We start from the raw sequence: 20,221 nt of genomic DNA, 5'->3' as shown, positions 1-20,221 counted from the left end.
ATAGATTAGTTAACAACAGAACGGAACACTAGCCGCCTTTATGCGATGATCTATGAGCGCGGCTACCGGGGCAGCCATGACCATTTCGGCACCGAATTTCGCTCCATCGTCTGCGTCCAGCGGTCGAGGCGTACCACGGCTTCGCATCTTGCACCGAGAAGAACTTGAATGTGACTGGACTGGACTCACTTCGATCATCTCCAGATCGGCTGCGCACCCCGGCGTCCGTACGGCGGCTGGCGGACTGCCCGGAGCGTGAACATTACCGAGATAAATAGAGCAAGGCATTTAATGCGCTCATAGTAGCTGATAGCACTGTTGTGTTTAGTAAATCGGCAGTGGCACTAACTCGCGCGATTCATATCCGTTCCATCAAACTTCGGGAGGGGCGGCATCGTCGGCGCGTCCACTATACGACGAACTCATCGATTCACCGCGCGTAGCAGCGGCACGCCAGCGAGTTGTGCGATCGACTGCACACTCTGCAGTTGAATGTGCGCGAGGGCGAGATCGGCACTGAACCAGCCGTTCGACATGCTGACCAGGACATCGGGTCGATCGATAGGCAGTCGCCAATGCGGCCACCACAGGAAATCCTCGTAGCAGATGGAAAACGCAGCGCGCCGACCCGCAATAACCAGATACGGCTGCGTCACGCTGCCCGGCGATGCACTCACCTTGGCCCAAGGCTGCCACAGTCCTGCTGGTACGGGTTGACGGCTGTCGAAGCGGCCAACACCGGCTCCGACGACCACAGCACTATCGGTGTAGCGCAGGAAGGGTTCACCAGTGATCGACCCGCTGGGAAGCGAACCTGTTTCCACCAGATCAACACCAAGAATCAGCGTCTTGTTCGATGCTGCCAGGTATTGCAGATAGTCCCGCCACCAGTACCCTATCGCAGGTCGCCATAAGCCGACCAGTTCCTCTGGAAGGACGACAACTCTCACACCGCTTTCGAATTCCCGCTGGGCAGCTTGCATTGTCGCCACTGAACGCGCATGGAGGGCCTCGTAGTCCCGTTGATAGAGTCTGCCGAGCGATGTGTCGGCTGCCGCCCATCCGGCAGGTACTGCGGGGCCGTGCCCGACGAGATGGGCGACAGCGGCGGCACCCATCAACAGAACACCGACGAACAAGGCCGCGAGCGAGTACCGAACGCATGCCGCCGTCGCCAGCATGCACATTCCCAATAACAGGCCAGCAAGCTGCCAGCCGGGATACAGCGCGCTGGCGACGTGCACGGGCGAGAGCCAGCCGATGATGCCCAGCGGTGGAAGCGACACGAACATGATCGCGAATATGGCGCGCGCGGCGCGCGGTGTCTCGGCGGCCCGCGGCGTCAGGAGTTGTCATTCCCGAAAACTCGAAGTTGGTGATTCTATTGCTCATTTTGGCAATCCACCTCACTCTGACATTCCTGACCGTGTTGTCACCCGAGGATTTCGAATCATGCCACCCCTCGCCCGTGCGTTGATCGCGTTCCTGGCCACGTGGTTCTGCTCGCGGCTGTCACTGCAGGTCGAGATCGTCGCATTGCGACACCAGTTGACGGTCTATCAGCGGTCCGTCTCCCGGCCACGCCTGCATCCAGCCGACCGTATCTTCTGGTCCTGGCTGTCGCGTCGCTGGTCAAGGTGGCGGGAGGTCCTCGTCTTCGTAAAGCCCGCTACGGTGATCGCATGGCAGCATAAGCGATTCCGCGACCACTGGACGCGCATCAGTGGCAAAGGCACGCCGGGCAGACCACCGATTACCCACGACGTGCGTGAGTTGATCCGCAGGATTTCGACGGCCAATCCCCGGTGGGGCTCGCCGCGCATCCTGGGCGAGTTGCGCAAGCTCGGCATCGAGGTGGCGAAGTCGACCGTGGAGAAGTATCGCCTGCGCCACCCCACGCCGCCCTCACCGACCTGGAAGGCGTTCCTGAAAAACCATGTCGGCGAGCTCGTATCGATCGATTTCCTCACCGTGCCGACGGTAGGCTTCAGGGTGCTGTTCGTGCTGGTGGTCCTCGCACATGACAGGCGCCAGGTCATTCACTTCAATGTCACGGGGAATCCGACCGCGCAGTGGACGGCTCAACAGATCGTCGAGGCTTTCCCCTGGGATAGCGCGCCGAAGTACCTGCTCCGGGATCGCGATGCGATCTATGGCGAGCCTTTTCGGCGCCGCATCGAGAGCATGGGCGTCGACCAGGTTCTCTCCGCCCCTCGCAGCCCATGGCAGAATCCGTACGTCGAACGCATGATCGGCACCATCCGGCGAGACTGCCTGGACCACGTCATTGTCCTCAACGAACGCCACCTGCGGCGCATCCTCACCCGGTACTTCGACTACTACCATCGTTGGCGTACACACCTGTCGCTGGACATGGATTGTCCCGACCCGAGACCAGTGCAGCCGCCCGATCGCGGCACAGTCGTCGAGTTCCCGGATGTTGGCGGCTTGTATCACCATTATGAGCGACGGGCAGCGTAACCGGAGTAGTCCAGGTTTCGTTCAAGCGCAGGCTATGCATTTTCGGGAAGGACAGGTAGGTCCATGACTTGCGGCTGTGAGTCGCCTGCAGGCGCAAGCCAGGAAAGCCGTCGAACGTCAGGTGTTCGCCCGCATTCAGCCTGCTCGCAGTTCGCGCGTCAAAACGCATCGGGTCACCCCGGCGTAGGTTTTTCCGGGTGCACAGGTCCCGGCGTAGGTTTTTCGGATCACTTGACCAAAAAGTCACGCCAGACCGTGATGTTTCGCAATGTTTTGATAAGTGTCGTTGAGTCTGCCGGATTGCGGCTATATTCCCGCAATCGCATACGGGTCAAGGGTTTAAGGCCGGACAGCCCTGACAGGCAAGGCTGCCGGAAAGTGACGGTTTCCGGCTATTCGTTTTCGTCGAAGTAGTGCCCGAATTTGACCTGCTTGGTGCGGATATAGCGCTCGTTTTCCTCGCGAGTCGGGATCGCCAGCGCCACGCGCTCGCACACGGGAATGCCGTGCTTCGCGAGGGTGTCGAACTTCTTCGGATTGTTGCTCATCAGGCGCACGGACGTGACCTTCAGGAGCCGCAGGATCGCGGCGGCCGAATCGTATTCGCGCGCGTCGTCGGGCAGACCGAGATCCAGATTGGCCTCGACCGTATCGCGCCCCTGCTCCTGCAACGCGTACGCACGGATCTTGTTCGACAGACCGATGCCGCGCCCTTCGTGTCCGCGCAGATACAGCAGCACGCCACAACCTTCCGCTGCGATGTAGCGCAGCGCCTGATCGAGTTGTTCGCCGCAGTCGCAGCGATACGAGCCGAGCACGTCGCCCGTCAGGCACTCCGAGTGCAGGCGCGTGAGCACCGACTGTCCGTTGGATACGTCGCCCATGACGAGCGCGAGATGTTCCGCGCCGCCTTCGATCATGCGAAAGACGTAGGAGGTGAACGTGCCGTAACGCGTGGGAAGCGTGGCGGTAGCGTCGAGGACGACACACTCGCTGTCAGGTGCGCAGTTTGCAGACGGTACGTGAGGCGTGGACATGGCGTTAGACGAGGATGCTTGCATAAAACCCAGGCATGCCCGGGAAGAAGGATGGAACTGGAGTTTACCGCTAATCGGCGCCAGGCATCCGTCCAACCCTGCGGATCGTTGCGCTTTGCGATCGAATGAGACCCCTCGCGCGTGCACGGCAGCGGACGACGCCTATACTGGAACTGCCTGTCGTTCACGACAGCGCGCCACCTAACGACGTGCTGCACTGCGAAACGGAGCCGCTCCATGACAAGCGTTGCACAAGTACTCAAAACAAAGCCCGACAACACCGTCTATACCATCGACGCCGGGGATTCCGTCTTTAACGCTATCAAGCTGATGGCGGACAGGCAGATCGGCGCCGTCGTGGTCACCGATGGAGATTCAATCGCCGGCATCGTTACCGAGCGCGACTACGCGCGAAAGGTCGTGCTGATGGACCGTTCATCGAAAGAGACACCCGTACGCGACATCATGAGCCGCGCGGTGCGGTTCGTACGCCCTGAACAGACCACCGAAGAATGCATGGCCATCATGACCGACCGGCGGATGCGTCACCTGCCTGTCATCGATCACGAACATCTCGTGGGGATGGTGTCGATCGGCGATCTGGTGAAGAACATAATTGCGGAGCAGCAGTTCACTATCCAGATGCTGGAGCAGTACATCACCGGTGAACGGCCGATGTGATACCGCGCGCGGATACCTGGCGGTTCACACAAAAAAAGCCCAATCCCGCGAGGGTTGGGCGAAGCCACCAGTTGGCGGCGGAGGTTCTTCTGTTTGGTAACGGGCGAATTGCTGACGGCTTGCCGGCAGCGATCGCGCCCGCGTGATGTTCGCTGATGCGCGCTTCATACAGGGCGCATCACTTGCGCAGTGCTCGACTGCGCATGGGTCAACTGCCTGTTTGCCTAGTTGCCGAAAAATACGCGTTGATGGGGCGCCAGCTGGGTTCCACCCGATGCCGACGAACCGCTCGTCGCCGGGCCGTAGCCGCTCGTCTCGGCAACCGGCTGTTGCTGGGCGGTCGCAACATTCTGGTCCTGAACGCGCCTTTCAGCAGCCTGGATGTCGGACGGATAGTTCGCATCGTTCGCCTGGGACGGGTTGTAACCCGCCTTTTCGAGCTGGATCAGTTCCTGACGAACCTGCTCGCGCGTCACAGGTTGGTTCGACTGAGCGAACGAAACCATCGGAGCGGCGAGGACGGTAGCGACTACAACAGCCTGGATCAGGGATTTCATGACTTACCTCCGGAACTTTGTCTTTTGCGTCGCTTGACACACCATGTGGGAAGCGAATAAGTCCAGTGTAGTCACCAGATGATTGAGGGAAAACACCTATTTGAGATATACATCTTTGCGATTACCGCAAGAGTTAGCCGGATGCACCAACTATGGGAAATGAGATCCCTACAATACTGAAATAATTGAATGAATCGTAAGAATATGTACAAACAACCGGACCTCAGGCTTCGTCAACGGAACCGCCCGAAACAGCTTCCGGTGATGTCGCGAGGAGCTTGCGCGGACCGCTCACGTACGGGCTACCCTGCACGTAAAAGCGCAGCGGCCGATGCATCTCGCGGGACAGGCCGATCCGCTTCGTCACCCCGACCAACACCTTCTCCTGCCGGCTAACCTTGCCGATCCACAGACCGCGGCCCATGCACAGGTCCGCGCCATCGAGCGACGGGCCAATGCCAAGCGCTGCGGTCAGCCGGCCCGGGCCGCGCGCCAGATCGCGCAGAGGCACACCCGGGCGGCGCGCTTCCATCAGCCCGATGCCTTCGAGCGGCTCGATCGCGCGGATCAGGATTCCCGCCCCTACGTCTTCGTACTCGCTCGACATGTTCAGCATCCACGCCGTGCCGTAGGTCAGCCGGACGTAGGCATGACCGCGCTCGAGAAACATGGAGCTGTTATGGGGACGCCGTCCGGAAAACGCGTGACTCGTCGAATCGCCGAGCGGATAGGCCTCCGTCTCGACGATGCGTCCGCAGATACGGCCTTCAGGGAGATCGTGGACCAGATACTGGCCCACCATGAAACGCGCCAGCTCGACCGTGTCGACAGGCAACTCGGCACGTGAAATTGGCATGATATGCAAGGTTGATGACTTGACACGTTGCGTCAAAGCCTCACTGCGTGATCCACTCGTTCTCACTGTGGCACCATTTGGAGTATCTTTACTTTCCGGCGCATCCGGACACTCATCGCCAGTGTTTTCGGCGCTTCTGTTTGCATTATCGCCAGATCCAACGCATGACTCGAAACACAGTTCCATCCGGTTCACCCCAGGAAGTATCTTGATGGTGTAGTGCAATGGTCCCGCCCGGGATCGTCGCGAATTGTGACAACAGGAGAAAATGCATGAAGGCAATACACGCAATCAAGGTGGCAGGTAGTGCACTGCTGATCGTGGCGTCGGTCCACGCCTACGCCCAGTCGAGCGAAGCCGCCCCCGCCGCCGCCCCCACCGCACCCAGCACGACGCAAGCCGCCCGGGAGCACTACAAGTCGATGAAGGCCGCGAACCGTGCATTGCAGCGCCAGGTCCGCTCAGCATTATCGAAGACGAGGGGCATCAGCGTCGCCAATATCACCGTTCGTGCACGTGACGGCGCAGTCACGCTGCAAGGCAGCGTGCCGGAGCAGGCTCAGAGCGATCGGGCAACCGAAGTCGCAAAGGGCGTTCCGGGCGTAACGTCGGTCAGGAATGCGCTGTCGATCCGTCCGGTGGGGACGTAAGCAGACAGCAGGTCCCTGTGACCCAACGCCGCCTCTTGCAAGACAGGCGGCGTTTCTGTTTTGAGGGGCCACGATGTTGTCTCGCCGAGGTTCGAAATTCAGCTCAGCGCTGGAACACGCGCTGCATTTCGCGGGCGATCACGATCTGCTGGATCTGGGTCGTGCCTTCGTAGATGCGGAACAGCCGCACATCGCGATAGAACCGCTCGATGCCGTATTCGCTCATATAACCCGCGCCGCCGAATATCTGCACGGCGCGATCGGCGACCCGCCCGCACATTTCGGTGGCGAACATCTTGGCGCATGACGATTCGCTCGTGACCTTCTCACCCGCATCGCGCCGGCGCGCCGCATCGACGATCATGCAACGCGACGCGTAGATTTCCGCCTGGCTGTCGGCGAGCATGGCCTGGATCAGCTCGAATTCGACGATAGGCTTGCCGAACTGCCGGCGCTCCATGGCGTAACGCAGCGCATCGGCGAGCATGCGTTCGGCTGCGCCCGTCGCGACGGCAGCGATATGCAGACGCCCCTTGTCGAGCACCTTCATCGCCGTCTTGAAGCCGACGCCTTCTTTCTCGCCGATCAGGTTTGCCGCCGGCACACGGCAGTTGTCGAAAATCACGTCGCAGGTATGCGCACCTCTCTGGCCCATCTTGCGGTCGATCTTGCCCAGCGAAAGACCCGACGTACCCGCCTCGACGACGAATGCTGAAATCGCGCTGGCGCCCCTGCCCGCCGGATCCGTGCGGGCCATTACCGTGAAGAGGCCGGCTTCTGGTGCGTTCGTGATAAAGCGTTTGGTCCCATTCAGGAGATAGTGGTCGCCTTCGCGGATTGCCGTGGTTCGCAACGACGCGGCATCGGAACCCGCCTCGGGTTCAGTCAGACAGAACGAACCGATCAGGTCACCCGAGGCGAGGCGCGGCAAATACTTTTCCTTTTGCTCCGGCGTTCCGTCGATCACAATGCCGGTTGAGCCGATGCCGTTGTTGCTGCCGATCGCCGAGCGAAAAGCAGGCGAAGTCTTGCCCAGTTCCATCGCGGCCAGCACTTCTTCTTCCATCGTGAGGCCGAGGCCGCCGTACTCCTCGGGCAGGCACAGACCGAAGAGGCCGAGATCTTTCATCTCCTGCAAGAGTGCGGCAGGAATCTGGTCGGTTTCGGCGACGACCTCCTCGTTGGGCACCAGACGCTCTCGCACGAAGCGGGCGATGCTCTCGAGCAGCAGGTTCAGGGTTTCCTGGCTACGGATCACGGTAACTCCTTACGAACACACGTTCATTATTTCGAGATAATCTTTATAGATTAATATATTAGACTCGATTCCTCATGTAGAGGATGAAGAATCAGGCGCGCTCTGACGCAATGCGGTACAAAGCGAAAACGATCGTTCCTCCGCCTTGCGCCGCATACAAACCTATACCGAACAGGAAACCTCCGCATGCCGACGACACATCCCGTGCTTCCCCGTTGGACTGTGGGGGCGCCGATCGCCGCCTGGATCGTGCTGGGCGCCGCGGCCTTGTTCCCGGGCCACGCGCTGGTGCTTGCGCTGGTGGGCGTGGCGCTCGCCGGCTCGGTGTTCGCGGGCGTCCACCATGCGGAAGTTGTCGCCCACCGTGTCGGCGAACCGTTCGGTACGCTGGTGCTCGCGGTCGCCGTCACCGTGATCGAAGTCGCGCTGATCGTCTCGGTGATGCTGACGGCGGGCCCAGAAAAAGCGGGCCTCGCACGCGACACCGTGTTCGCCGCGGTGATGATCGTCTGTAACGGGATCGTGGGGCTGTGTCTGCTGGTGGGCGGCATCCGGCATCGCGAGCAGGATTTCCAGATTCGCGGCGCGAGTGCGTCGCTCGCGGTGCTCGCGTCGCTGTCGGTGCTGACCCTCGTGATCCCAAACTTCACGAGCGTCGCCGGCCCGGTGCTGTCGCCGTCGCAACTCGCGTTCGCGGGCGTGTCGTCGCTCGTGCTGTATGGCGTGTTTGTGTTCGTGCAGACCGTCCGGCACCGCGACTATTTTCTCGCCGACGTAGCCGACGAAGATGTCCACGCGGCGCCGCCCAGAGGCCGCGTCGCGTTGCTGAGCGCCGTTCTGCTGATGGTGTCCCTCGTCGCGGTCGTGCTGCTCGCGAAGCTGCTGTCGCCGACGGTCGAAAGCGCGGTGGTCGATGCAGGTCTGCCGAAGCCGGTCGTCGGGATCGTGATCGCCGCGCTGGTGTTGCTGCCGGAGGGACTGGCCGCGCTGCGCGCCGCACGCGCCGACCGCCTGCAGACCAGCCTCAACCTCGCACTGGGTTCGGCGCTTGCCAGTATCGGACTCACGATTCCTACAGTTGCGGTCGTCTTCCTGTATATCGGACAACCGCTTCAGCTTGGGATCGACGGCAAGGAAATGGTCCTGCTGTTTCTGACGCTCGTCGTCGGCACGCTGACGCTCGGCACCGGGCGCACCACGATCCTGCAGGGCGCCGTGCATCTGTCGCTGTTCGCCGCGTGGCTCTTTCTGTCGGTCGCGCCGTGAAGTGAGCCGGCGCGCGCAGGCATGACGTGGCGACGCACAAACGTGGCGTCAGGCGGCCGCTTCGGTCCAGTGTTCAGCGATCCACTCGCGAAACAGGTTGACCTTCTGCTGATGCGCCACGCTGTCCGGATAAACGAAGTAATAGCGCGCGCCGGTGGTTAGCACTGTATCGAACGGCCTCACCAGCCGTTTCGCCGCGACGTCCTCATCGATCAGCGCAAGGTCGCTCATCGCCACGCCGAAGCCCTGCAACGCCGCGTTCGTCGCAAGATCGAGTGTGTCGAAGCTCGGGCCGTGACTGGCGTCAATGTCGCGTGCGTTGACGTGGTCGAGCCACATTCTCCAGTCGCGATGATCGCGCGTCGGGTGCAGCAGCGTATGACGAGCGAGATCGGCGACGGCGTCGAGCGGCTTGTCGTTCAGCAGCTCGGGGGCACAGACGGGTGTCAGACGCTCCTCGAAAAGCGGCACCGCCTGCACGTCGGCACCAGGCGATGATCCATAGATGATCGCAGCGTCAAACGGCTCGACCTGGAAGTCGACATCGTGCTGCCAGGTCGTCGTGATCTGTACATGCAGATCCGGATATTCCGCCTGGAACAGCATGATTTTCGGCAGCATCCAGCGCATCACGCAGGTCGGCACCTTCAACGCGAGGTCAGTGCGCTGGCGCGTGAGACGCAGCGAAATCTCCTCGATACGCGCGAAGCTTTCCTTCACCGCCGGCAGCAGCAGTTCGCCTTCGGCGGTCAGCGTGAGCCCCTTCGCATGGCGCTTGAAGAGCGGAAACTTGTAATACTCCTCGAGCGCGAGAATCTGCCGGCTCACCGCCCCCTGGGTCAGACATAGATGGTCCGCCGCGCGTGTGAAGCTGCGGTGGCGCGCCACCGTCTCGAAGATCTGGAGCGCGTTGAGTGGCGGAAGTCGTCGCATGATATGAACGTCCGGGTATCAGAAAAATGCATCGCGTGAGGCGGCTGGCGAACCGCGCGTCAACGCATGGAATGCCCGCAGCATACGCCATTCAAAAACCTGACACGATCCAGTGTTACCCCAAGCGGCATGCGCTGGCCTCATGGCATGGGACAGGCTACCGCCCACGCCATCCATCCCGGCGCCGAGAGCAAGGCGGCACGCCCGCAATGAGCCGGGAACCCGCGCACCGCTTCAGTGCGTAGGCCGGCTTTTTCCGCACCACGATTGATCTTTCCTCATATCTCTTTTCCGCAGGCCGCCATCGGCCGGTCTGGACGTAAACCCGCACACGACGATAGCGCCTCGTTTCACCCGATTGTCGGCGGCCTGCCGTGCGTCTGCCGCCCGGGCCGGCGCATGAGCTTATGTCATGGCGTCCATGCAGAGATTTCGTTTGTTAGGCCATTTTGGCAAACCTAGAGTGCATTCACGCGCCGACCATCGGCCGCCCATGTTGCATCGTTCATAACGGAGAGACCGCCATGCAGGACATCAAACGGGGTAGAAGGCAGGTAATCAAGACGATCGGCGCAGCCATCGCCGCGTCCACGCTGCCGATGCCGTTCATCAACGTAAAAGCGGCAGAGCAGAACTTCTCGGGCAAGACGCTGCGTCTCCTGACATGGTCGGACGACACAGGCGCCGCCGCGATGCGCAACATTGCGGCGACCTTCACGGCGAAGACCGGCGCCAAGGTGATCGCCGACCGCGCCGACGGTACGTCCGGCATGGTCGCGAAGGTCAAGGCCGCGGGCGAGCGCCCCACCTACGACGTGATCACGCTGGCAGGTGTCGGCGCAGCCGGTCTCGGCGACGCGGGCCTGCTCATCAAGCCCGACCTGAACAAGCTGCCGAATCTGAAGGACGTGGCCGAGCAATACCGCACTGGCGCGAACGGCTTCGGCGTCGGCTATCTACTGTGGTCCGACGGCCTCATCTACAACACCGCGACCGTCAAGACGCCGCCTTCTTCGTATGAGGCGCTGTGGGATCCGAAGTACGCCGGCCGCATCTTCCTGCCGCCGCCGGAATGGGCCGAGGCGGTCGATCTCGCGATCATTGCCGCCAGGATGTCGGGCGGCTCGCAGCAGAACATCGACCCTGGCTTCAAGAAGCTCGCGCTACTGAAAGACCACGTGATGACGCTCGGCGAGAATCCGAATCAGATCGCCGACCTGTTCCGTACCGGTTCGCTCGACATCGGCGGCATCTATTCGCCCGCGTTCTTCCCGGATCAGATCCGTAAGCCCGAGTACAAGATGGGCGTCACTTACGGGATGAAGGAAGGCTTTGCAACGCAACTGATGTTCACGGTCATTCCGAAAGCGCATCCCGGCGACCTCGACCTGATCCACGCGTTCATCAATCATTCGCTCGATGCAGGCGTGCAAGGAAGAATGGCTGCCGACGTGCTGAACGGCCCGGTCAACTCGAAAGCGCAAATCCCCGCCGAGAGCCGCGCGTTCGTGCCCAGCCCGCAGCAGATCGCGGAAAAAGCGATCCTGCATGACGACAAGGCGCTCGCCGTCGTGCAGCCGGCGTGGATCAAGCGCTACACCGAAATCTTCGCGGCATGACCACGATGCCCGCGCTCTCCTCGCAGCGCGCCGGCTCCGGCGCGCCTGACGAACCGGCCACCGGCGCGCCCGGCGCCATGCTTGCGAAGGCGCGGCCGTGGATCCTGCTCGCGCCGATTCTCGCGTTTCTCGCGGTGCTGGCCGCCGCGGCGCTCGTGGTGTTGCGGATGAGCTTCGGCACATCGGGCAACGAATGGCACGGCTTCACGCTGCAGAATTACGCCGATCTCGCCGACAGCTACTTCGTGAAGTCGTTGTTGCTCACGTTGCGGCTCGCGTTCCAGAGCATGGTCTGCGCGGTGCTGCTGGCGATTCCGGTCGCGCTGGCGATGGCGCGCACGGAGTCGCGCCTCGCGCGGCGGCTCCTGCTCGCCGGCGTGCTGTTGCCGCTGCTGGTCAACCTGCTGCTGCAGGGTTATGGATGGCTCGTGATCCTCGGTCCCGCCGGTCTGCTGAATCATGCGCTGATCGCGGGCGGATTGATCGATCGCCCGATCCAGTGGCTGTATCGAGAACACGGCGTGCTGCTCGGTCTCATTCAGACTGCGTTTCCTCTTGCCGTCCTGCCGCTGTCGAGTGCGATGCGTGCCGTGTCGCGCTCGTACGAAGAGGCGGCCGCCACGCTGGGCGCAACCCGCATGCAGACACTGCGCCACGTGATGCTGCCGCTGGCGATGCCCGGCCTCGTATCCGGCGCGCTGCTGGTGTTCGCGTACAACGCCAGTGCGTTTGCCGTGCCGCTGCTGCTCGGCGGACGGCGCGTGCCGATGCTCGCCGTGCTCGTCCACGACCAGGTCGCGCCACTCCTGAACTGGCCGGCCGCGTCGGCTTCCGGCGTCGTGCTGATGGTCGCGACGCTCGCCGTGATGACGATCTCGCAACGCCTCGTGCGCCGCACGCAACGCTTCGAAGAGGAGCCGAAAGCATGAGCACCCTCACCGCTTCCCGCACATGGCGGCTGCCGGCGACGATGCCAGGCCAGCTCGGCAGGATGTCGAGCCTGCTGGCCGCGATCGTGCTGTTTCTCGCCGCCCTGCCGATCCTCACGATGATCACCATGTCGTTCAGCGCGTCGGACACGCTGGATTTCCCGCCGCAACACTTCAGCCTGCAGTGGTACCGGGCGGCATGGCACTCGTTCGTGTCGCCCGACGCGAGCGACGTGATGTCGATGGGCAGCGCGCTCACCACCAGCCTGATCGTCGCCGTCTCGACGATGATCATCGCGACGCTGGTGTCCGTGCCGGCGGCCTATGCACTGAGCCGCTATCGCTTCCGCGGCAAGGCGGCGGTCGAACAGCTGGTCGCGCTGCCGCTCGTCTACCCGCTCGTGATGCTCGGCCTGTCGCTGCTGCTGGTGTTCAACGTGTTGCCGGTCGAACTCGGCGTGTTCCGGCTCATCATCGCGCATGTGATTCTGGCGCTGCCGTTCACCGTGAAGAACTGCGCGGCGTCGGTGGCCGCAATCGGTCCGGAATTCGAAGAAGCGGCCTGCGTGCTCGGCGCGAGCCCGCGCCGCGCGCTGATCGACGTCGTGCTGCCGTTGATGCGGCCGGGCATTCTCGCCGGCATGCTGTTCGCGTTCATCATCTCGTTCAACGAATTCACGGTGACGTTCTTCCTGTACGGCATCAACACGATGACGCTGCCGGTATGGCTTTACAGCCGCACGGTATCGTCGCTGGATCCGACCGTGTTCTCGTTCGCGGTGTTCATCGTCGCAATCGACTTCGCGCTGATCTGGCTGCTCGAAAAACTGATCGGCGACGAAGGCGTCGCGCTCTGACGCGCCTTCATGCACTGGCGCACTGTGACGTCCCGATCCGCGACACGCAAAGGAATCACCATGACCCATCTGAACCTGCAGTCCGTGACGAAGCGCTTTAACGGCGCAACCGCCGTCGACGATGTCGATCTCAGCGTGCCCGACGGCAAGCTCGTCTGTTTTCTGGGGCCGTCAGGTTGCGGCAAGACGACCCTCCTGCGCATGATCGCCGGGCTGGAGACGCCGACCTCCGGCAGCGTGACGTTCGCCGGCAAGGACATCACGTACGAACCGGCGAACCGGCGCGACTTCGGCATGGTGTTCCAGTCGCTCGCGCTGTTTCCGCATATGAGCGTCGCGGAAAACATTGCGTATCCGCTGCGGCTGCGCAAGATGGACAGGGCCGCGCAGTCGCGCCGTATCGCCGAACTGCTCGAACTGATCCAGTTGCCGCACATGGCGAACCGGCCGGTCACGCAGCTATCCGGCGGCCAGCGTCAGCGCGTGGCGATTGCGCGCGCGATTGCGTCGTCGCCGAAACTGCTGCTGCTCGACGAACCGCTGTCCGCCCTCGACGCCAAGCTGCGCGAAGCGATGCAGGTCGAAATCCGCCTGCTGCAGCAGCGGCTCGGCATCACGACGATCATGGTCACCCACGACCAGCGCGAAGCAATGACGATGGCCGACGAGATCGTCGTGATGGAAAAAGGCCGCATCGCGCAGGTCGGCAAACCGCTCGACATTTACCGCGATCCGGTCAGCGAATTTGTCGCGGACTTCATCGGACTCGGCAACATCCTGCCGGTCACGCCCGACGGCCAGGGCGGCGTGAGCCTGCCCGGCGGGCAGCAGATCGTCGTCGCGAACCCTTCGCGCGTCGCGGCTGGCACCGACGACATCCGTCTGCTGATCCGTCCGGAGGACGTCTGCGTCAAACCCGCTTCGACCGGTGCGGGCAACAATCATCTGCCCGGCACCGTGACGTTCATCCGCGACGTCGGGGCTACACTCGAAGCGACCATCGATTGCACCGGCTTCACGCTGACCGCCGCAACGACGCCACGCGAAACGCCGGGCCTCGTCGCCGGCATGCCCGTCATGGCCGAACTGCCGGCGCACGCGTGCAAACTGATTGCAGCCCGCACCGCCCACTGATTCTCTCGTTACAGTAATCCGACACCAACGTTTTCGACAGAGGAACGACACATGACCACCCTTCACCACTCCATCAGGCAGGTACGCCGCGCGTTCAAGGTTACCGCCGCGAGCCTCGTATTCACCGGCGCCGCGCTGTCGGCGGTCGCGCCGGCGGCCCACGCCGACGCGCTCGATTCGATTTCGAAGTCGGGCGTCGTGCGCATCGGCGTATTCGAGGACTATCCGCCGTTCGGCTCGATCGGCCCGGACATGAAGCCGATGGGCTATGACATCGACGTCGCCGACCTGATCGGCAAGGCGCTCAACGCGAAGGTCGAACTGGTGCCGGTGACGGGCGACAACCGCATGGCCTACCTCGCCGACCACAAGACGGATATGCTGCTTTCCGTCGGTCAGACGCCGGAACGCGAAAAGGTAATCGACTTCTCGAAGCCTTACGCGCCGTACTACCTCGCCGTATTCGGGCCGAAGACGCTGCCGGTCAAGAACGCCAATGATCTCGCCGGCAAGTCGATTTCGGTCGCACGCGGCACGCTGGAAGACCTGAGCGTGACCAAAATCGCCCCGCCTTCGGCCACGATCAAACGTTTCGACGACCCGAACGGCGCTATTTCTGCTTTTCTTTCTGGTCAGGTACAGTTGATGGTGGTCGGCAACGACGTGGGTGCGACGATCCTCGCGCGTCACCCCGCCATCGATCCGGAGCAGAAATTCGCGCTGTTCAGCTCGCCGGATCACGTCGGCCTCAACAAGAACGAGCCGCGCCTGCTGCAAAAGGTCGACGAGACGATCGCCAAAGCACGCAAGGACGGCACGATGAACGCGATTTCGCAGAAGTGGCTGCGTGCGCCGCTGCCCGCGGACCTTTGAGCCACATCTGCTGAACCCGGACCGATCCACACGATGCAGACGTTGCACACGATGAGCAGCACCTCATGAGCTACGCGTTCGACTTCAGCGGCTTCGAGATGTACGCGGGTATGCTGACCCGCGGCGTCGCCGTGACCCTTGGGCTGACCGCCGTATCGACGGTGCTGGGCGGCGTGGTCGGCGTGGCCGGCGCGAGCGTGAGCGTGGCCGGCCCGCGCTGGGCGCGCACGCTCGTCGCGGCTTACGTCGAGTTGATACGCAACACGCCGTTCATCGTGCAGCTGTTTTTCATCTTCTTCGGACTGCCCGGGCTCGGCATCCATATCGACGAAACCTCGGCGGCCATCCTCGCGATGACCGTCAATCTCGGCGCATACGCAACGGAAATCGTGCGCGCCGGCATCGATTCGATTTCGCGCGGCCAGGTGCAGGCCGCGATGGCGCTCGGCCTGCATAACCGTCAGGTGTTCCGGCACGTCGTGTTGCCGCAGGCCATCGCCAACGTCTTCCCGGCGCTCCTGAGCCAGGTGCTGATCGTGATGCTCGGCTCGGCCGTCGTGTCACAGATCTCGGTGCCCGATCTGACCTACGCGGCGAACTTCATCCAGTCGCGTAACTTCCGCTCGTTCGAGAGTTATCTGATCATCACGGTGACCTATCTGGTGCTGTCGATCGTGTTGCGGCAGTTGTTGAACCGGCTCGGCGCCGGGCTGTTCGCCGGCCGCATGCCGCGCACGCCCGCTGCGCCGCGCGGCCTGTTCCGCACGCTGTTTGCGTGGCGCGGCGCGCGAGCCCTGCCGACGGAGCGCCCATAATGGTTGAGTTCACGCTCTGGGATATCGGCCGTAACCTGCTGCTGGCAGCGCGCTGGACCGTCCTGCTTTCGCTGATCGCGTTTGTCTGCGGCGGAGCCGTCGGCCTGCTGTTGCTGGCCGCGCGTGTGTCCCCGCTGCCGTGGCTGCGGCGCGTGGTCGTGCTCTATGTCGAACTGTTTCAGGGCACCCCGCTCCTGATGCAGCTGTTCCTCGCGTTCTTCGGCCTGCCGTTGCTGGGCGTCGATGTGTCGCCGTGGGTCGCCGCCACTGTCACGCTGACGCTCTATACGAGCGCGTATCTCGCTGACATCTGGCGCGGCTGCGTCGAAGCCGTGCCGCGCGGCCAGTGGGCAGCCGGTGCGAGTCTCGGCATGACCTACGCGCAGCAGTTGCGCTATATCGTCTGGCCGCAGGCGCGCAGGATCGCCACGGCGCCGACCGTCGGCTTTCTGGTGCAGGTCGTCAAAAGCACCGCGCTGACGTCGATCATCGGCTTCGTCGAACTGACGAAAACCGGCACGATGATCACCAACGCCGTGTTCCGCCCGTTCCCGATCTACGGCATGGTTGCGCTCCTGTACTTCGCCATGTGTTTCCCGTTGACGTGGTACGCCCGCGTGCTCGAACGGCGGGCACGCGTGGGGCAGCATCGCTAGGCTTATCATGCATGAACGAAGAGGCCACCGCAGGCATCGCCTGCGGTGGCCTCTTTCGTTTCAGCATCGTTGTCGCGTTGATGGCGATTAACGCGCCGCCTGAGTCGACTTGCGCAGTTTCGCGACATCGTCCGGCTGTACGGCCGGCGCGTTGTTGTTCCAGCCAGCACGGATGAAGGTCAACACGTCGGCGATCTGCTGATCGTCGAGCACCGGCGCGTACTTTGGCATCGGATACGCAGCCGGAATGCCCTGGATCACGAGATCTCCCGTGCCGTTCAGCGTGACGTTGATCAGCGACGACGCGTCCTTTTCCAGCACGTTCGGATTGCCCGCGAGCGGCGCCAGCATCGGTGCGAAGCCCCGTCCATCGACGCCGTGACAGTGCATGCAGTACGCCGTATAAACGCGCGCACCCGGATCGTTCGCCGGACGCGCCAGCGACACCTTCGTTGCCTTCGCGTCATACGCGTACTGCGCGCCGCCGTTGCCGCCCGCTGCCGGCAGCGACTTCAGATAGCGCGACATCGCCGCGACGTCGCTATCGTTCATCGCCTGCGTGCTGTTGTTGATGACGCTCGTCATCGAGCCGAACGCCGAAGCGTGCGCATTCGCACCGGTCTTCAGGAACGCGGTCAGGTCCTGTTCCGACCAGCGCCCAAGCCCGGTGTTGTGATCGCCCGTAAGATTGGCCGCGAACCAGCCGTCGAGCAGCGCACCCGTCAGGTACGCGCTGCCGCTCTCGTCGAGCGCCTTCTCCTGGAACGCGACGCCGCGCGGCGTGTGACACGACCCGCAATGGCCAAGACCCTGGATCAGATACGCACCGCGATTCCAGGCGACATCCTTGCCCGGTTTGTTCTGGTATGCGCCCTTCTCCAGGAACACCACGTTCCAGAGCTTCAACGGCCAGCGCATGTTGAGCGGCCACTTGATGTCCGGTTCGCGGTTCGCCTGCTTCACGGGCGCCACGCCGTTCATGAAGTACGCGTAGAGCGCGTGCATGTCGTCATCGTTGACTTTCGCATACGACGGATACGGCATCGCCGGATACAGGTTGTGGCCGTCTCTGGCGACGCCCTCACGCATCGCCCGCGCGAACTCCTCTTCCGTATAGCGGCCGATGCCCGTGTCCGGGTCGGGCGTGATGTTGGTCGTGTAGATCGCGCCCATCGGGGTCGTCATGGGCAGGCCGCCCGCGAACGGCTTGCCGCGCGGCGCCGAGTGGCAAGCCACGCAGTCGCCGACCTTCGCCAGGTACGCGCCGCGTTGCACGAGGGCATCGTCGGCGGCGTGCGCTGCAAGCGGAAACGCCACGCAGAGTGAAGCGACCAGCGCTTTGAGAGTGTTTTTCATCCTCGGTCTCCGGTCAGGCGGTCTGCAACTGGCTGCCGACCGGCAACTGCCGGATCCGCTTGCCGGTAGCCGCGAAGATGGCGTTCGTGAGCGCCGGCGCGAGCGCCGCTGTGCCCGGCTCGCCGATCCCGCCCGGCGCTTCGGAACTCTTCACGATGTGAACCTCGATCGGTGGCGTCTGGTCGATGCGCAGCATCCGGTAATCGGTGAAGTTGTTCTGCTCGACGCGGCCATCCTTGATCGTGATCTCGCTGTACAGCGCCGCCGTGATCGCGAAGATCACGCCGCCCTGCACCTGCGCCTCGATCGTGTCCGGATTCACGACCATCCCGCAATCGACCGCGCACACCACGCGTGTCACCGCTACTTCGCCCTTGTCGACGCCCACGTCCACGACCATCGAAAGGAAACTGCCGAACGCATGCATGACCGATACCCCGCGTCCCTGCCCCTTCGGCACCGCGCTGCCCCAGCCTGCGGCCTCGCTCGCGACGTTCAGCACGTTGAGCGCGCGCGGCGTCTTGCCGAGCAGGTCGCGGCGGTATTTCACCGGATCGACCTTCGCCTGTGCAGCCAGTTCGTCGATGAAACTCTCGACGACGAAGGTGCCGCGCGTCGGCCCGACGCCGCGCCAGAAAGCCGTCGGCACCGCATGGGGTTCCTGGCGCACATAGTCGACGAGCTGGTTCGGCAGGTCGTACGGCAGATCGGCGGCAACTTCCACCGCGTCAGGGTCAAGGCCATGCTGGAATGCCGGCGGCGCAAAACGCGCCAGAATCGACGAACCCACGATCCGGTGCTGCCACGCGACCGGCTTGCCGTTTGCGTCCAGCCCTGCCGAGATCCTGTCGTAGTAATACGGGCGATACATGTCGTGCTGGATGTCTTCTTCGCGCGTCCAGACCACCTTCACCGGCACGCCGAGCTGCTTGCCGATCTTCAGCGCCTGGGTGGCCATGTCGAACTCGAGCCGCCGCCCGAAGCCGCCGCCCAGCAGATGGTTATGCACCGTGATCTTCCCGGCCGGCAGGCCCGTGACCGCTACGCCCGCGTCGACGATCCGCGTGGGCACCTGCGTGCCCAGCCAGATATCGCAGCCGTCGGGCCGCACATGAACGGTGCAGTTGACCGGCTCCATCGTCGCGTGCGCAAGGAACGGTTGCTGATAGACGGCATCGACGCGCGTTTTCGCCGACGAAAACGCGTTGCTGACGTCGCCTTCTTTTCGCGCCACCGCGCCGTCGCGCTGCGCTGCGCTCGCGAGATCGTCGACGATCTGCTTCATCGACAGGTTCGCGCCCGCGCCTTCGTTCCACTTGATATCGAGCGTCGCGAGACCCCGTTTGGCCGCCCACGTGTGGTCGCCGATCACCGCCACGCCGTTGTCGAACCTGACGACCTGGCGCACACCGGGGATCTTCTTCGCGTTCGTGTCGTCGACGCTTGCGAGCGTGCCGCCGAACACCGGACAGGTCGCGATCGCGGCGTACACCATGCCGGGCACGCGCACGTCGAGGCCGAACATCGCGGTGCCGTCGATCTTCTCCGGCGAGTCGAGCCGCTTGACTGCCGTGCCGATCAGCCTGAAATCCTTCGGATCCTTCAGCGGCACATTCGACGGAACAGGCAGCTTCGCCGCTCTATCGACCAGCTCGCCGTAACCCAGGCTCCGGTTGCTGGCCGGATGCACGACTTTGCCTGCCTGGGCGTGGCACGACGCCGGATCGACCTGCCACTGCTGCGCGGCGGCGTTGATCAGCACCACCCGTGCGCTCGCGCCTGCGCGGCGCATTGGCTCCCACGCATAACGGATCGACGTCGAACCGCCCGTCAGTTGGCCGCCGAGCAGCGGATCCATGAAGAGCTTTTCGTTCGGCGGGGCATGATCGAGCGTGACGCTGTCGAGCGGCACTTCGAGTTCCTCAGCGATCAGCATCGGGATCGACGTGTACACGCCCTGTCCCATCTCGACCTTCGGAATCACCAGCGCGATCTTGCCGGTCCGGTCGATCTGGATAAACGCGTTCGGCGCGAAGACGCCATCCTGTGGCGCCTCAATCGCATCGCCGCCAATCACCGATCGATGTGCCGCCTGATCCTGGCTCGCCGCCGGCAGACTGAAGCCGAGCAGCAGACCGCCGCCCGCAGCCGCGCCGATCGTCATGCCGAACTTCAGAAACGTGCGGCGGTTGATGCTACGCACCTCACCGGATTCATCTTTCTTACGAGCGGCGCCTTGCGCGTCGAGCAATCCTTGGGACAT

The 20,221-nt window shown here is 63.1% G+C and carries 19 protein-coding genes; 11 read left to right on the top strand and 8 right to left on the bottom strand.

The features are described from left to right. Positions 1 to 422: 422 nt before the first annotated feature. Positions 423 to 1,286, bottom strand: a complete 864-nt coding sequence (locus P3T23_RS14360) for a conjugal transfer protein TraB (protein WP_429316829.1) — start codon at positions 1,284 to 1,286, stop codon at positions 423 to 425. A gap of 4 nt (positions 1,287 to 1,290) precedes the next feature. Between P3T23_RS14360 and P3T23_RS14355 the strand changes: the two genes are divergently transcribed. Then, positions 1,291 to 2,481, top strand: coding sequence for an integrase core domain-containing protein (locus P3T23_RS14355; RefSeq protein WP_429316828.1), 1,191 nt, complete (start codon positions 1,291 to 1,293; stop codon positions 2,479 to 2,481). Positions 2,482 to 2,873: 392 nt separating this feature from the next. On the opposite strand, the gene ribA is transcribed toward P3T23_RS14355, so the two are convergent. After that, complete coding sequence (gene ribA / locus P3T23_RS14350; RefSeq protein ID WP_429316827.1) at positions 2,874 to 3,518, bottom strand: GTP cyclohydrolase II; 645 nt, start codon at positions 3,516 to 3,518, stop codon at positions 2,874 to 2,876. Positions 3,519 to 3,755: 237 nt separating this feature from the next. Between ribA and P3T23_RS14345 the strand changes: the two genes are divergently transcribed. Further along, positions 3,756 to 4,199 carry a CBS domain-containing protein gene (locus tag P3T23_RS14345; protein ID WP_429316826.1) on the top strand — a complete coding sequence of 148 codons (444 nt, stop codon included), beginning with the start codon at positions 3,756 to 3,758 and terminating at the stop codon, positions 4,197 to 4,199. Positions 4,200 to 4,423: 224 nt separating this feature from the next. Here the strand turns inward: P3T23_RS14345 and P3T23_RS14340 are convergent, their stop codons facing one another. Together P3T23_RS14340 and P3T23_RS14335 are read right to left on the bottom strand one after the other, a co-directional pair. Next, positions 4,424 to 4,756 (bottom strand): DUF4148 domain-containing protein, encoded by a 333-nt coding sequence (locus P3T23_RS14340; RefSeq protein WP_429316825.1) that lies wholly within the window; start codon positions 4,754 to 4,756, stop codon positions 4,424 to 4,426. 223 nt (positions 4,757 to 4,979) lie between these two features. Further along, complete coding sequence (locus P3T23_RS14335; RefSeq protein ID WP_429316824.1) at positions 4,980 to 5,612, bottom strand: DNA-3-methyladenine glycosylase; 633 nt, start codon at positions 5,610 to 5,612, stop codon at positions 4,980 to 4,982. A gap of 272 nt (positions 5,613 to 5,884) precedes the next feature. On the opposite strand from P3T23_RS14335, the gene P3T23_RS14330 reads away from it, so the two are divergent. After that, complete coding sequence (locus tag P3T23_RS14330) at positions 5,885 to 6,262, top strand: BON domain-containing protein (RefSeq protein WP_429316823.1); 378 nt, start codon at positions 5,885 to 5,887, stop codon at positions 6,260 to 6,262. A 103-nt stretch (positions 6,263 to 6,365) separates the two neighbouring features. Here P3T23_RS14330 and P3T23_RS14325 read toward each other — a convergent pair whose 3' ends face one another. Next, positions 6,366 to 7,520 carry an acyl-CoA dehydrogenase family protein gene (locus tag P3T23_RS14325; protein WP_429316822.1) on the bottom strand — a complete coding sequence of 385 codons (1,155 nt, stop codon included), beginning with the start codon at positions 7,518 to 7,520 and terminating at the stop codon, positions 6,366 to 6,368. A 186-nt stretch (positions 7,521 to 7,706) separates the two neighbouring features. Here P3T23_RS14325 and P3T23_RS14320 point away from each other — a divergent pair, with 186 nt between their 5' ends. Continuing rightward, positions 7,707 to 8,786: a calcium:proton antiporter gene (locus tag P3T23_RS14320; protein WP_429316821.1), complete on the top strand. Its 1,080-nt coding sequence runs from the start codon at positions 7,707 to 7,709 to the stop codon at positions 8,784 to 8,786. A gap of 48 nt (positions 8,787 to 8,834) precedes the next feature. Here P3T23_RS14320 and P3T23_RS14315 read toward each other — a convergent pair whose 3' ends face one another. After that, positions 8,835 to 9,719, bottom strand: a complete 885-nt coding sequence (locus P3T23_RS14315) for a LysR substrate-binding domain-containing protein (protein WP_429316820.1) — start codon at positions 9,717 to 9,719, stop codon at positions 8,835 to 8,837. Positions 9,720 to 10,243: 524 nt separating this feature from the next. Here P3T23_RS14315 and P3T23_RS14310 point away from each other — a divergent pair. The 7 genes from P3T23_RS14310 (at position 10,244) to P3T23_RS14280 (ending at position 16,602) form a co-directional block, all read left to right on the top strand. Next, on the top strand, positions 10,244 to 11,338 hold the full coding sequence (locus tag P3T23_RS14310) for an ABC transporter substrate-binding protein (RefSeq protein WP_429316819.1): 1,095 nt from the start codon (positions 10,244 to 10,246) through the stop codon (positions 11,336 to 11,338). Then, positions 11,335 to 12,267, top strand: coding sequence for an ABC transporter permease (locus tag P3T23_RS14305; RefSeq protein ID WP_429316818.1), 933 nt, complete (start codon positions 11,335 to 11,337; stop codon positions 12,265 to 12,267). The genes P3T23_RS14310 and P3T23_RS14305 overlap by 4 nt, the downstream gene beginning before the upstream one ends. Next, on the top strand, positions 12,264 to 13,124 hold the full coding sequence (locus tag P3T23_RS14300) for an ABC transporter permease (RefSeq protein WP_429316817.1): 861 nt from the start codon (positions 12,264 to 12,266) through the stop codon (positions 13,122 to 13,124). Before P3T23_RS14305 ends, P3T23_RS14300 begins: the two co-directional genes overlap by 4 nt. Positions 13,125 to 13,184: 60 nt before the next feature. After that, entirely contained in the window at positions 13,185 to 14,258 is a 1,074-nt protein-coding gene (locus tag P3T23_RS14295) for an ABC transporter ATP-binding protein (protein WP_429316816.1), read from the top strand. Positions 14,259 to 14,309: 51 nt separating this feature from the next. Further along, a complete protein-coding gene (locus P3T23_RS14290) occupies positions 14,310 to 15,131 on the top strand; it encodes a transporter substrate-binding domain-containing protein (protein WP_429316815.1) in 822 nt (273 codons plus the stop codon). Positions 15,132 to 15,196: 65 nt separating this feature from the next. Then, positions 15,197 to 15,946 (top strand): amino acid ABC transporter permease, encoded by a 750-nt coding sequence (locus tag P3T23_RS14285; RefSeq protein WP_429316814.1) that lies wholly within the window; start codon positions 15,197 to 15,199, stop codon positions 15,944 to 15,946. Continuing rightward, on the top strand, positions 15,946 to 16,602 hold the full coding sequence (locus P3T23_RS14280; RefSeq protein ID WP_429316813.1) for an amino acid ABC transporter permease: 657 nt from the start codon (positions 15,946 to 15,948) through the stop codon (positions 16,600 to 16,602). The genes P3T23_RS14285 and P3T23_RS14280 overlap by 1 nt, the downstream gene beginning before the upstream one ends. A gap of 87 nt (positions 16,603 to 16,689) precedes the next feature. Here the strand turns inward: P3T23_RS14280 and P3T23_RS14275 are convergent, their stop codons facing one another. Both P3T23_RS14275 and P3T23_RS14270 read right to left on the bottom strand, forming a co-directional pair. Continuing rightward, positions 16,690 to 17,958 carry a c-type cytochrome gene (locus P3T23_RS14275; protein WP_429316812.1) on the bottom strand — a complete coding sequence of 423 codons (1,269 nt, stop codon included), beginning with the start codon at positions 17,956 to 17,958 and terminating at the stop codon, positions 16,690 to 16,692. 13 nt (positions 17,959 to 17,971) lie between these two features. Then, positions 17,972 to 20,221, bottom strand: coding sequence for a molybdopterin cofactor-binding domain-containing protein (locus P3T23_RS14270; RefSeq protein ID WP_429316811.1), 2,250 nt, complete (start codon positions 20,219 to 20,221; stop codon positions 17,972 to 17,974).

This window comes from Paraburkholderia sp. GAS448 (assembly GCF_050435685.1).
GTDB lineage: Bacteria > Pseudomonadota > Gammaproteobacteria > Burkholderiales > Burkholderiaceae > Paraburkholderia.
This window is presented reverse-complemented; position numbering and strand designations above follow the sequence as displayed.

What these genes read in the sequence shown, in the direction of transcription:
- P3T23_RS14355 (WP_429316828.1), top strand. Translation starts at nt 1,291, where the DNA reads ATGATCGCGAATATGGCGCGCGCGGCGCGCGGTGTCTCGGCGGCCCGC.
- ribA (WP_429316827.1), bottom strand. Translation starts at nt 3,518, where the DNA reads ATGTCCACGCCTCACGTACCGTCTGCAAACTGCGCACCTGACAGCGAG.
- P3T23_RS14345 (WP_429316826.1), top strand. Translation starts at nt 3,756, where the DNA reads ATGACAAGCGTTGCACAAGTACTCAAAACAAAGCCCGACAACACCGTC.
- P3T23_RS14340 (WP_429316825.1), bottom strand. Translation starts at nt 4,756, where the DNA reads ATGAAATCCCTGATCCAGGCTGTTGTAGTCGCTACCGTCCTCGCCGCT.
- P3T23_RS14335 (WP_429316824.1), bottom strand. Translation starts at nt 5,612, where the DNA reads ATGCCAATTTCACGTGCCGAGTTGCCTGTCGACACGGTCGAGCTGGCG.
- P3T23_RS14330 (WP_429316823.1), top strand. Translation starts at nt 5,885, where the DNA reads ATGAAGGCAATACACGCAATCAAGGTGGCAGGTAGTGCACTGCTGATC.
- P3T23_RS14320 (WP_429316821.1), top strand. Translation starts at nt 7,707, where the DNA reads ATGCCGACGACACATCCCGTGCTTCCCCGTTGGACTGTGGGGGCGCCG.
- P3T23_RS14315 (WP_429316820.1), bottom strand. Translation starts at nt 9,719, where the DNA reads ATGCGACGACTTCCGCCACTCAACGCGCTCCAGATCTTCGAGACGGTG.
- P3T23_RS14310 (WP_429316819.1), top strand. Translation starts at nt 10,244, where the DNA reads ATGCAGGACATCAAACGGGGTAGAAGGCAGGTAATCAAGACGATCGGC.
- P3T23_RS14305 (WP_429316818.1), top strand. Translation starts at nt 11,335, where the DNA reads ATGACCACGATGCCCGCGCTCTCCTCGCAGCGCGCCGGCTCCGGCGCG.
- P3T23_RS14300 (WP_429316817.1), top strand. Translation starts at nt 12,264, where the DNA reads ATGAGCACCCTCACCGCTTCCCGCACATGGCGGCTGCCGGCGACGATG.
- P3T23_RS14295 (WP_429316816.1), top strand. Translation starts at nt 13,185, where the DNA reads ATGACCCATCTGAACCTGCAGTCCGTGACGAAGCGCTTTAACGGCGCA.
- P3T23_RS14290 (WP_429316815.1), top strand. Translation starts at nt 14,310, where the DNA reads ATGACCACCCTTCACCACTCCATCAGGCAGGTACGCCGCGCGTTCAAG.
- P3T23_RS14285 (WP_429316814.1), top strand. Translation starts at nt 15,197, where the DNA reads ATGAGCTACGCGTTCGACTTCAGCGGCTTCGAGATGTACGCGGGTATG.
- P3T23_RS14280 (WP_429316813.1), top strand. Translation starts at nt 15,946, where the DNA reads ATGGTTGAGTTCACGCTCTGGGATATCGGCCGTAACCTGCTGCTGGCA.
- P3T23_RS14275 (WP_429316812.1), bottom strand. Translation starts at nt 17,958, where the DNA reads ATGAAAAACACTCTCAAAGCGCTGGTCGCTTCACTCTGCGTGGCGTTT.
- P3T23_RS14270 (WP_429316811.1), bottom strand. Translation starts at nt 20,221, where the DNA reads ATGTCCCAAGGATTGCTCGACGCGCAAGGCGCCGCTCGTAAGAAAGAT.